Origin of the sequence: Hyalangium gracile (genome assembly GCF_020103725.1) — a bacterium.
In the GTDB taxonomy this organism is placed as follows: Bacteria; Myxococcota; Myxococcia; order Myxococcales; family Myxococcaceae; genus Hyalangium; species Hyalangium gracile.
The window spans coordinates 240,963-252,554 of record NZ_JAHXBG010000005.1 but is presented as its reverse complement, the minus strand read 5'-3'; the positions used below and the strand labels follow the sequence as shown (position 1 = coordinate 252,554).

The following is an 11,592-nucleotide window of genomic DNA, read 5'->3' as shown; positions in this document are numbered from 1 at the left end:
CTCCCGTCGAAGTGCACCTGGTGTGCCAGGAAGCTCCGTGGCGCGGCTTTTGCGATGAGGCGCCTGCATGAGCCGCTTCACTCTCCTCTGCCTGTGCACGCTGGTGATCTGCTCCGGCTGTCGCACCCACCTGGGCGTTGCCCCCACGAGGCCCACGGAGGACCCGGACTTCACGGTCGAGGCCATCCCGGCGCCAGCGGGAATGGCTCCTGCGCCCGCGTCTCCCTTTCGGCTGCAGCCAGGGGACATCTTGAACTTCCGGTTGATCTCCCTGGCTCCACTGGAGGTGCCGCGCTTGAGCGTGGATGACGCAGGGTTCCTCCATGCTCCGCTGGCTGGGGCCATTGCGGTGGCTGGCGCGTCCTTGGAAGAGGCCGAGGCCCTGCTCCAGGAGCGGTTGCGTCGCTATGATCGCTTCGGAGCCGTCTCCCTCACGGTGGCGGAGCCGGCCGGGCACCGGGTCAGTGTCCTGGGATCCGTGGCCAGAACCGGTACATACGTTCTCAGCGGTCCCACTCGCGTCGCCGATCTCCTCGCGATGGCAGGCGGCGTCCAGCGGGCCGATGGAGAGCCCGAGAGCGTCGAGCTGGGTGATCTGGAGGCTGCGCGCCTGCTCCGCGCTGGCGAGCCGTTGCCCATCAGCATTCCGCGGGCATTGGCGGGGGACCCGAGACACAATGTGCTGCTGGCTCCCAGGGATGTCTTGTTCGTGCCCGCGCTCCAAGGCGCCGCGGTGCGAGTGCTGGGGGAGGTGGGGAATCCTCATCTCGTCCCGTGGCGCCCACGGCTGCGGCTGAGCGAGGTGCTCGCGCAGGCTCAGGGAATGAGCGCTGGCGCGGACGAGGCCGACGTCAGGATCGTTCGTGGCCCGCTCTCGGCGCCGAGGGTCTACCGGGCGAGTCTCAGGGCCCTGAGCCAGGGACAGGCCACCGATGTGGAGCTGGCCCGCGGTGACATCGTCTACGTGACGAAGCACTGGTTTGCCTCGGTATCGGACGTGATCCAGCGCCTGGTTCCCTTGCTGGTCGTCTCGCCCGTCCCATGATGAGACGAAGCCGTGTCCAGCAATGAGGCGCTCGTACCTGGGCCCGCTGCCGGAGCGGGTCTCGGCACTCTTCGTGCAACCGTGAGGAGCGGGAAGAGTGTCCATGCACAGCCGAGTCCTGATCGTCTTCGTCGATGCCCTCGGGCCCTCCCAGCTGGAGGAGGCTGGCGGGTTTGGAGGTCTGCCCTATCGCGGCCAGCTGCGCGGCATTCTCGGCTATTCGTGCGGTGCCTTGCCGACACTGCTCACGGGAGCGCCTCCGGCTCGTCACGGGCGGATGTGTCTCTTTGCCCATGCCGCCGAGGGGGAGGGGGTGCTGGCTCCGTTGTCCCTGCTGGGCCTGCTCCCTCGGGTGGTGCACGAGCGGGGCAAGCTGCGCCGGCTTGCGGCGAAGGTCCTGGCCCGTCAGGCCCGGCTCACGGGCTATGTGGAGCTCTACCGCGTTCCTCCCGAGGTTTTCCGCTGGTTGGACCTGCCAGAGCGGGAGGATCTCTTCGCCGCGGATCGGATCGGCGGCTGCGAGACGTTCCTCTCGTCGGCGAGGCGAGCGGGCCTCCGGGTCTTCGCGGCGCCCTGGCAGCTGCCCGAGGACCAGCGCTGGGCACATACCGAAGCCGTTCTCCGCGATCAGCGTCCCGATCTGGTCTTCGCGTACGCCACGGAGCTGGATGGTGCTCTCCACCGGGCAGGCAACGGGAGCACCGAGGCCCGCGCAGCCATGCGGCGGATTACCACCCGGATCGAGCGTGCGTGCGAGGCCATGCGGAGCGGGGGCGGTGAGGTGAGCACCATCGTGGTGGGCGATCACGGCATGGCGGACATCCGCCGAGCCGTCGATCCTCGTGGACTGCTGCGGCAGCTGCGCGGCGTGCGTGCCTTCGTGGACAGCACGATGTTGCGGTTCTGGGGGGATGACCGGACGCTCGCGCGAGCGCGGGCCACGGTGGAGCGCGCGGAGCTGCCGGGGCGGTGGCTGGATACCGGGGCCCTCGACGCGAGGCAGGCTCCTACGGACGGCGCTCCTTATGGCAGAGCGCTCTTCCTCCTCGAGGAGGGGAGCCTCTTCGCGCCCAGCTTCGTGGGAGGCGCGATGCGCGGCATGCACGGCTATGACGTGGACAGCCCCTCTGCTCTCGCGGCCATTGCCTCGGACATGCCGATCCCCGCTGACTGCCGCGCCCTGTCGGATGTCGCCCCCTGGGTCCGCTCACTCCTGGGAGTGAGCGCATGAGGATTGCGTGGATCAACGAGTTCGCTCGGCCCACCGGGGGAGCCGAGCGGTACGTGCGAGACACCGCACGGGAGCTGGCGGGCCAGGGTGTGCGCTCCGTGCTCCTCTATGATGTGAATGCGACGCCGGATCCCGCGCCGTCCATGCTCACCCCCTTCGAGGGTGCCTTTCCGATCGTCGATCTCGGGCGGCAGCTCCGGGAGCTGGCACCCGACGTCGTCTACGTGCATCGCCTCCACGAGCACAAGGCGCTCGAGGCGCTCGCGGCCTCGCCGTTTCCGGTCATCCGCTTCTTCCATGATCACCGGCTGTTCTGCCTGCGCGAGCACAAGTACACGGCGATCTCCAAGACTCCATGCTGCCGGACCATCGGCGCGGCCTGCTATCCGTGCCTCGGTTTCGTTCGCCGCTCCGAGACGTGGCCGGGAGTGCAGCTCGCCTCCCTCCGAGGGCTCCGCGCCGAGCAGGATCAGGCCCGCCACCATGCGGCCTTCATCGTGGGCTCGCGGTACATGGCCAACCATGTCGTTGCTCACGGCTTCGAGCGCTCTCGCATCCATGTCATTCCGCTCTACGCGAGTGCCCCGCCCAGGCTCGGCGCCCATGGGCAGCGTCAGGAGGATCTCCTGCTCTTCATCGGGCAGCTCACCACGGGCAAGGGGCTCGATGTGCTGCTCCATGCGCTCCCGAGGACCGCCCGCCCGTGTCGGCTGATCGTGGTGGGGCAGGGGAGGCAGGAGGTGAAGCTGCGGGCCCTGGTACAGGCGCTGGGGCTGGCCGCGCAAGTGTCCTTCGTCGGGTGGCTGGAGCCCGAGGCGCTCTCCGCGTACTACCAGCAGGCCTCGTGTCTGGTCTTCCCCACCCGGGCTCCGGAGACCTCCGGCCTCGTCGGGATCGAGGCCATGGCTCATGGCACTCCGGTCATCGCCAGTGCCCTGGGCGGGATTGAAGAGTGGCTGTCGCATGGCAGGACGGGGCTCTGCGTGCCGCCCAATGAGCCTGCCGCGCTCGCCACGGCCATCGACCACCTGCTGGGCGATCCCACTCTCCGGAGCCAGATGAGCCAGAACGCCTTGCGGACCTTCGAGGAGCGCTTTCGCCCCGAACACCATGCGGATCGCTTGCTGGCTGTCCTGGAGGCTGCCGCGGGCGTCGGCAGGTTGGCCGGATGATGGAGGGACGCTTCACCCTACGGGGCTCCGCAGCCGTGGAGGCACTGATCGCTGGGATTGTCAGGCAGGCCGCCGGGGTCATTGGTGGACACGTCCGGCCTGATGAGCTGCGAGCGCTGGCCCTCATCGGAGGCTACGGACGCGGTGAGGGCGGAGTCGACCGGAGCGGAGGAAGCGAGAGGCCTCACAACAACCTCGACTTCCTGCTGGTGACCGACAGGACGATACGTCCCGGGCTCAAGGAGCTGCTGGATCGCTCGCTCGAGCCGTTGCGCCAGCAGCACGCGGTGGGGCTCGACCTGGGCATCGTCACGGCTCGTGCCCTCCGCCGGGCTCCCTGCCTGGTCATGTGGTACGACATGCGGTACGGCCACAAGACGGTGCTTGGGGACGCCTCCTTCCTTCCCTCGCTCACCCACTTCTCGCAAGACGCCATCGTTCCTGGCGATGTGAGGGATCTGCTGGTCAACCGCGGGACGCTGCTCATCATCAACGAGGCCTTGTTGGAGCAGGGCGGGGCGGACGACGCTCGGAGGCGCGCGCTCGTCCGGCATGCGGCCAAGGCGATCATCGGCTATGGCGATACCCTGCTGTTCTTTCGTGGCAGGTATCACTGGAGCTACGTCGAGAAGCGGCGTCGGGTGGCGGAGCTGCGTGACGTGTCGGCGGGCTTCCGCCAGCTCTACGAGGAGGCCAGCGCCTTCCGCTTCGAGCCGGACTACGACGCCCTGGGAGGGCGCGATCTGGTCTCGTGGCTGGAGGAGGTGCGAAGGCAGCTGTCGGAAGTCCATCTGGCCTGTGAAGCGATCCGGATGGCTACCCCGGGGCTTCAATGGGACGGCTACTTCGAGCGAGGGCTCCGCTCCGCGCTGATGGATGGTGGCCTGCGAGCACGGGTGTGGCTCAGGAAGGTGCGCAACGCGGTGCGCTTCAGGTCCTCCAGGCTTCAGAGGTTGGGGTGGCGCGAGCAGCTGGGGCTCCAGCTCGGGGGGAATCGAGGGTTGCTGGCCACGATGTTCCCCTGTGTTGCCTATGGGGTGGGCGGGGAGCGTGATCGGGAGCTGACACGACACGCGCTGAGCGCGGGGGGGAGCGCCTCCGAGCTGCGGCGCGCCTATCTGCGGTACTGGGGAGCCAGCAGCGACCCGAACTTCATGCTCGTGGCGCGCAGGCTCGGGCTCGACCTGGAGGCTCGCGGACGATGAGTCGAAGAGTCACGAGTGGAAGCGTCTCGGTCATCATGCGCTCGAAGAACTCCGCCTGGGTCATCGGACAGGCGCTCTCGGGCCTCTTCTCGCAACACCGCAGGGACTTCGAGCTGCTCCTGGTGGACTCGGGCTCGACGGATAGCACGCTCGACATCGCCCGGCGGTTCCCCTGCCGGGTGATCCAGATCGCGGCCACGGAGTATTTCCCGGGGGCCGTCCTCAACAAGGCCATCCAGCAAGCCCGGGGAGACATCCTGGTGTTCCAGAACTCCGACGTGGTGCCGCTGGCGCCCAATGCCCTGGAACTCCTCCTGGCGCCTCTCGAGACAGGCAAGGCGGATGCGACCTTTGCCCGGCAGCTCCCGCGTCCGGAGGCTCATACCTGGGTACGGCGTGATTACGCGCAGGCCTTTCCCTCCCAGGGCGTCCCCCCGTCGTGGATGGTGTACTCGCTGCCCTTCGCGGCGATGAAGCGGGCGGCCTGGGAGCGGCATCCCTTCTATGAGGATGCCTGGGGCTCAGAGGACACGGAGTGGGGCCACTGGGCGCGGCAGAACGATGTTGTCGCGCGCTATGTGCCGGAGGCGTTGGTCATGCACTCGCACAACTACACGCTCCGGCAGCTCTACGGGCGACGCTTCATCGAAGGCGAGGCGGACGCGTTCATCCTGCGGGACACCGTGTCGATCCCGACGTTCCTTCGCCGCGTGTGCAGGTCCTGGGCGCGCGACGCCGGAGCCCACCTGGTGGCGGGGGATCTCCTGGGGCTCATGCTCTCGCTGCCCCGACGGTGGGTGTACCACTGGGCCTACTTGCGGGGACACTCGCTCGGGGAGCGAAGGAAGAGGACCGGAAGCAAGGACAGCAGCATCGGCCAGCGCGTGGTCCTCGACCGGGGATGAGCGGTTCAGCGACGCCTGGGCGTGCGCGGGTATGGGGGCCTGGTGCTCAGGGCCCGGTGCTCCCGCGCGCGGCATGGCGCAGCTGGCCTTCCAGGCATCGGACGTAGGCATCCAGGCTGGCATGGGCTCTCACGACTTCGAGGGCTCGCTGGACGATCGCCTCCTGGGCCGCAGGATCGCCGCGCAGGGCGGTGAGCGCATCCGCGAAGGCCTCGCCCGAACAGGCGGGGACCAGGCGCGCGGCGTCGTGCCGCTCGAGGAACTCGCGGGCTCCACCGCTGGGCCAGGCCACTACGGGGAGCCCACAGGCCATGGCCTCGAGATAGGTGAGGCCTTGCCCCTCGTGCTCGAGCCGCGAGAGGAACAGGAGCGCATCGGCTTCGTGATACAGGGCAGGGAGCTGCTCGCGGGGATGTTTTCCTGCCCAGGTGACGAGAGGCTCCAGGCCCAGCTCCTGTGTCCGTCGCTGGAGATGGATCTGGAAGCCGGGCTCGCCGGCCTCGCCCACGAAGGTCAGTGTCGCGGGAACACCTCGCTGTTTCAGCGCGGCCAGGGTCTCGAGGGCAACCTCCGGGGCCTTGCTCGGGTGGAGACGGCCGACGCAGAGCAGCCGGAGCTTCGCGCGCATGGGACGAAAGGCTCGCGGGGTGAACAGCGAGAGATCTACTCCCTGCGATTGGACCACTCCGGAGGCCAGCGGGGCGCCGGCATTGCGTACCTCGCGGCGGACCGCCTCCGAGAGATAGAGGACCCTGTTGACCACGAGCCCACTCCAGGTTCGCGCGGGTACCAGCACCTCATCCAGCCACTGTCCGAACCTGGTGTGTCCCCGAGGGCTCAGGCCCGCCGCGTAGGCAACGGGCCAGTCGTCGTTCACCGTCAGCACGAAGGGGATGCCTGCTTGCTGCAGCACCCGAAGCGGGGCGAGTCCCAGCCGGCGCAGGCTCATGACGAGGGCGACCTGCGGCTTCGCGTGGGTTCGCAGGTACGCTCGCGTCGCGGCCCGGTTGCGCAGGCCCGCCCAGAAATGGCGGAGTCGATCGCGGCCCGCGGGACGCCCGAAGGGACGTGCCAGGCGCAAGGTCCGTATCACCGAGGCCTCGCTGGTCCGGGAGCCTGTCGTGAGGACCTCGACGGTGTGTCCTCGGTGCGTCAGCACCTCCGCCACATCCCGGGCGAGGAGCTCGTAGCCGCCGAGGATGTCGGGAGGGTAGAGGTTGCTCAGGAGGAGGATGTGCACGTGGTGCCTTCCTTGCGAGGGGGGCTGTGCAGCCACCAGGAGAGGAGCGCCGCGGCGGTCCCCAGGAGCGTGACCCCGCCGCAGATGAGCGCGCTGGCCAGGGCTGTCCTCATGGCTAGCGGAGCCAGCGCCCAGCCCACGCTCAGCGAGACCAGTCCGGCCGCTCCGATGGGCGCCAGGGTCCAGGCCAGCTCCTCGGCGCGCCAGCCCACCAGTGCGCGGGCCTTGCTCCAGATGAGCAGGGCGATCAGCACATTGCCGCAGACCGTGCCTCCCGCCACCCCCCAGACGCCGAGGTACCTCGCCCCGATGAGAGACACAGCGATCTTCAAGGAGTGCCCCAGGAGCATGGGGCGTGCGACGTCCCAGGTGCTGGCGCTGCTCACCGTCAGGGTGGCGGACGCGATCTCCTCGGCCGCGGCGATGATCGCGGCCGTTCCCAGCAGTGCCACAGCCACCTGGACGACGCGATCCTGCGCGAGCGGGCCCACCCACGCCTCCAGGATCGCTGAACCATCCAGTGCCAACGTCACGACACCGCTGGTGGTCAGCCCTCCCAGAACAGCAGTGCCGAGCCGCAGTGCACCTGGGCGCCCATCCGGATCTCCCAGGCGATGAAGGAGCCACCCGCTGGCCTGCTTCGCCAGGGAGAAGATCTGGTCGATGGAGCGGGAGGCGACCTGGTATGCGCCTACGGCGCTCAGGGGCAGGTAGGCCGAGAGAATGAAGACGTCCGCGCGGATGGCCGCTGCAACCCCGACGTTGATGGCGAGGGCTGCCGTGCCCTGGCGAAGGGCGTCACGGAGCTCGGCCGGCTCCTTGGGCCAGCAAGGGCGAAGCTCGAGGCCTGGGGCGGAGTGCCTCACGGCCCTCGTGAGGACCAGCGCCTCGATGCTGGCGCTGGCGAGCAGGCCCAGTGCTGGCACGAGCAGGGAGGGGTACATGGCCAGTCCTCCCGCGGTCAGCGTGACCTGCGTCGCAGAGGCTGCCGCCCGGGACCAGGCCAGCGAGGTGAAGGCTCCTCGCATCAAGAGGAGGGAGCGAAGCGGTGCTCCGAGCGAGCCAATCAACCCCGCCGCAAAGGCTGGGAGCGCTGCATGGGAGAGCTCCGCCTGGAGCATTCCCAACTCGGACGGCAGGCGGAGCAGCAGGAGATAGGCGCCCAGGCTCAAGCAGGGACACACGATGAGGACTACGCCCATCGTCAGGCGAACGAGCCTGTAGGTAGCGGCGGCGTCCGGCCGGGCCGCGGCGCGAAGCACCGCCACGCTGAGTCCCAGGTCGGACAGCCCCACGAGGAAGCTCGTCGTTCCGAGCAAGGCCCAGGCCCCCAGTCCCTCGGGGCCCAGCGCGCGCACCACCAGCGAGACCGTGAGCAGGCCCGCCACGGTCTGGGCTACATGCCTCGCGCACACGGAGAGGAAGTCGGCCGTCATCCCCAGGGGGGAGCTGTTGCGTGCCATCGTCACGGAAGGCATGTGCAGAGCACATGCCGCTCCTCCCATGGGCATCTCCTCGGGTGGCGTCCCTCGGAGCGTCTCGCGTGTCTCAGGCTGAGATGGGCCGGGTCCCTCCATGAGGAGCGCTCGCCAGAGCGAGGGCTGTTGGCTGGTCTGGGAATTGCCTGTCTTGGGGACATGGTCACGACAGCGGGGAACGGGCGGCGCGTCGTTCACGTGCTGCGCAAGTACGATCCCGGGGAGTGGGGAGGCACCGAGACGCATGTCGTCGAGGTGACGCGGCAGCTGGCGCGGATGGGCTGGGGGTGCGAGGTGCATGCCCCCCGCGGGCCCCAGGCACCCGATCGCTCGCTGGACCCCTGTGTCCCGCTGGTCCGGTACGGGAGCTTCAACCCTTTTCTCGGATCCGCGAGCAAGCGGCGAGCCCTGCGCTCCACCGCGGGTAATCTGGTGACGCTCGATGAGCCGCTCCGCCTCGCGCGCGATCGCGGCATCGCCCTGGCACATCTCCACACGGCGGGGCGTATCGGTGGCGCCGTGCGGACCGCCATGCGCTTCACGGGGCGGCCCTATGTCATCTCGGTCCACGGGCCACTGCTCGCGAGGCGTGCGTGGCTGGAGGCGGAGATGACGCAGCGTCTCTCGGGGCTCGTCGATCTCGGCCGTCCCTTTGGAGCGCTGCTGGGGGCTCGGCGCGTGCTCCAGGACGCCTCTCGGGTGATTGTCTTCAACGAGGAGGAGCGCGTGGCGCTGGCCGGCCTCATCGGTCATCGCGTGGTCCGGCTCGAACAAGGTGTCAATGTCGAGCGTTTCCAGTCCGGGTGCGGCGATCGTGCTCGCCGGCGCTGGCCACGGTGGGCCGGACTGCCGATGGTTGCTGTCATCGGACGGCTCCATCCTCAAAAGAACCAGCTCCTGGCAGTGCGGGCCTTTGCCAGCGGTGCGCCCTCGGACCATCACCTGGTGCTGGCCGGAGCGGTGGTGGACCCTTCCTACCGAGTCGCTGTCGAGAAGGAGATCTCGGAGTGTGGCCTGGCGTCACGGGTGCACGTGCTCGGAAACCTGGACCCGGATGAGGAGGTCCCGGACCTGCTCGCGCTGGCGAAGCTCGTCATGGTGCCCTCGCTGCACGAGGCGTTCGGGCTGAGCGTCCTGGAGGCCTGGGCAGCGGCTCGTCCCGTGATGGTCGCGAACCGCTCCGGGCTGGCGGACCTCGCGGAGGCCATCGGAGAGGACGGGCTCCAGGTGTCCACCCTGGATGTTGAAGCGTGGGCCGCGGCGCTGCGCCAGTGCCTGTCCAGCCCTGCTCGGCTGGAGGCCGCCGCGCGGGCGGGTTCCGCGCTCGTGCGCCAGCGCTTCTCCTGGGAGGCAGTCGCCCGCTCCCTTCACGGCATCTATCAGGCCGTTCTCGAGCAGAGGAAGACGGGATGAGGAGACAGGAGCACCTGCGGAGTGTCTCTCGAAGTCTTCAGCGGTTGGCCATGGCTCGCCTGGCGACGCCCCTGGACGATGGTGAGCTCCGGCGCTCGGCGATGGTCTTCGCGCCACATCCGGATGATGAGACCCTGGGATGTGGGGGGACCATCCTCCAGAAGCGACGCTCAGGCGCTGACGTGCGGATCGTCTTCATGACGGACGGAGCGGCTTCGCATGCGCACCTGATCTCGCGTTCCGAGCTGAGGCTGATGCGGCGGAGAGAGGCTCTCGAGGCCGTGGAAGCCCTGGGACTGGCGCCAGCGCGGAGCTCCTGGTTGGATTTCCCAGACGCGGAGCTGAGCCTGTGGCGCGCGGAAGCCGTCACTCGGGTGAGCAGGCTGCTGGAGCAGCACCGCCCCCAGCAGGTGTTTCTTCCATATGCTCGGGGCGAACATTCCGATCATGTCGCGACCCACTCGATCGTCTACGAGTCCATCGCCCGGTTAGGGCTGGCGGCGACGCTCCTGGAGTATCCCGTGTGGAGCTGGCGGCATTGGCCCGTGGCAGGGGAGGGCAGTTCCTGGGGAAAGGCGAGGGCCGTGCTCGCGGGATGCCGCGCGACGGTGTGCGGCGTGAGGTTCCTGCGGGAGCTTCGGACCTCCGTCGCCATCCAGGATGTGGTGGCTCAGAAGCGCGCCGCCCTGGAGCGTCATGTCTCCCAGATGCGACGCAGGAATGGAGCTCCATGCTGGCCGACCCTGGGCGATGTCGACCAGGGAGAGTTCCTCGCCTGTTTCTTTCAAGAGTATGAGTACTACCGCCGCGTCGACTTCCGGGGCACAGCGCGCGGATGAAGTCCTCCAGGAAGCTGCGGGTGTTGTTCGTCGCGTGGTTCCTCCGCCCGGATCGCCGGTGGCTGGGCGAGTTCCTTCCACCGGAGCGCTTCGAGTGCTCCTACGTGGGGCTGGAGGATCTCGTCGACTCGACGCGGAAGCGGACGGACGGGAAGAAATGGTGGCAGCTGTTCCGGCTGGCGCTGAAGGCCCGCTGGTATCTGGCTCGCCATCCTCAGGACTTGATCGTCACGGCCTTCCCGCAGGGGGGCTTCACCCAGGGGCTCGTGAATCTGCTGAGCCTGGTACTCACCCCGCATGTCGTTTGGTACTTCAACTGCGGCCACGAGTACCACGGGCTTCGCAAGTGGCTGTCGCGGCTCGCCTACCGATGGGTGGAGCGGTTCATCGTCTATACGAAGCACGAGCGCTCGGCCTACGCACGCACCTTTGCCTTGCCGGAGTCCCGCTTCCACTTCACGTACCTGACGGGGGCGGAGCTGAAGGTGGAGGACTTCCGCGGGGCGCGTGAGCGCTTCGGGCTGGCGCCGCGCTACATCGCCGCGCTCGGCTCCTCGGGCCGCGATTACGGCACCCTGTTCCGCGCGGTGGAGGGGCTGCCTGTCCAGCTTGTGGTCGTGGTGCATCCGCATGGCCGACCGGGCGGCCCGGTTCCTCCCAACGTCAAGGTGCTGACCAGCATCCCTCAGGAGGACTACCTGCGCGTCATCGCGGAGGCGGAGCTCGTCGCCATTCCCGTCAACAACCGGGAGACGGCGAGCGGGCAGATGACGTTGATCCAGGCCATGTCCCTGGGCGTCCCGGTGGTCGCCACCCGGTGCATTGGCACCGAGGACTACATCCGCCACGGGAAGAACGGCTGGTTCGTCGAGATGGGAGACGTGGAGGTGTGGCGGCGGACGCTGCGGTCAATCCTCGATGAGCCCGACACCCGACGTCGGCTGGCCATCGAGGCGTTTCGCTTCGCCCAGGAGCGCTTCACGGACCGAGCCGGTGCCCAGGTGCTGGAGGCGCTGGCCGAGGAGCTGTGTCCGGCGGCCAGGCCGAGGCCGCCGGTCTGACTG

The 11,592-nt window shown here is 68.6% G+C and carries 10 protein-coding genes; 8 read left to right on the top strand and 2 right to left on the bottom strand.

The window, feature by feature from the left end; genetic code table 11:
• Positions 1-67: 67 nt before the first annotated feature.
• From KY572_RS11810 to KY572_RS11790, 5 genes are all read left to right on the top strand, one after another.
• On the top strand, positions 68-1,045 hold the full coding sequence (locus tag KY572_RS11810) for a polysaccharide biosynthesis/export family protein (protein WP_224242674.1): 978 nt from the start codon (positions 68-70) through the stop codon (positions 1,043-1,045).
• A gap of 103 nt (positions 1,046-1,148) precedes the next feature.
• Positions 1,149-2,276, top strand: coding sequence for an alkaline phosphatase family protein (locus KY572_RS11805; RefSeq protein ID WP_224242673.1), 1,128 nt, complete (start codon positions 1,149-1,151; stop codon positions 2,274-2,276).
• The gene (locus KY572_RS11800) at positions 2,273-3,448 is read left to right on the top strand and encodes a glycosyltransferase family 4 protein (RefSeq protein WP_224242672.1); all 1,176 of its coding nucleotides are present in this window, start codon (positions 2,273-2,275) and stop codon (positions 3,446-3,448) included. Before KY572_RS11805 ends, KY572_RS11800 begins: the two co-directional genes overlap by 4 nt.
• Positions 3,445-4,653, top strand: coding sequence for a hypothetical protein (locus KY572_RS11795; protein ID WP_224242671.1), 1,209 nt, complete (start codon positions 3,445-3,447; stop codon positions 4,651-4,653). The genes KY572_RS11800 and KY572_RS11795 overlap by 4 nt, the downstream gene beginning before the upstream one ends.
• Positions 4,650-5,558, top strand: coding sequence for a glycosyltransferase family 2 protein (locus KY572_RS11790; RefSeq protein WP_224242670.1), 909 nt, complete (start codon positions 4,650-4,652; stop codon positions 5,556-5,558). Before KY572_RS11795 ends, KY572_RS11790 begins: the two co-directional genes overlap by 4 nt.
• A 46-nt stretch (positions 5,559-5,604) precedes the next feature.
• Here the strand turns inward: KY572_RS11790 and KY572_RS11785 are convergent, their stop codons facing one another.
• A complete protein-coding gene (locus KY572_RS11785; protein ID WP_224242669.1) occupies positions 5,605-6,798 on the bottom strand; it encodes a glycosyltransferase family 4 protein in 1,194 nt (397 codons plus the stop codon).
• Positions 6,780-8,276 (bottom strand): lipopolysaccharide biosynthesis protein, encoded by a 1,497-nt coding sequence (locus KY572_RS11780; protein WP_224242668.1) that lies wholly within the window; start codon positions 8,274-8,276, stop codon positions 6,780-6,782. Before KY572_RS11780 ends, KY572_RS11785 begins: the two co-directional genes overlap by 19 nt.
• Before the next feature lie 159 nt (positions 8,277-8,435).
• On the opposite strand from KY572_RS11780, the gene KY572_RS11775 reads away from it, so the two are divergent.
• From KY572_RS11775 to KY572_RS11765, 3 genes are read left to right on the top strand one after another with little or no spacing between them, the layout of a single operon-like run.
• Complete coding sequence (locus tag KY572_RS11775; RefSeq protein ID WP_224242667.1) at positions 8,436-9,689, top strand: glycosyltransferase family 4 protein; 1,254 nt, start codon at positions 8,436-8,438, stop codon at positions 9,687-9,689.
• On the top strand, positions 9,686-10,528 hold the full coding sequence (locus KY572_RS48105) for a PIG-L deacetylase family protein (protein ID WP_407659936.1): 843 nt from the start codon (positions 9,686-9,688) through the stop codon (positions 10,526-10,528). Before KY572_RS11775 ends, KY572_RS48105 begins: the two co-directional genes overlap by 4 nt.
• The gene (locus tag KY572_RS11765; RefSeq protein WP_224242666.1) at positions 10,525-11,589 is read left to right on the top strand and encodes a glycosyltransferase family 4 protein; all 1,065 of its coding nucleotides are present in this window, start codon (positions 10,525-10,527) and stop codon (positions 11,587-11,589) included. The genes KY572_RS48105 and KY572_RS11765 overlap by 4 nt, the downstream gene beginning before the upstream one ends.
• Positions 11,590-11,592 lie beyond the last annotated feature (3 nt).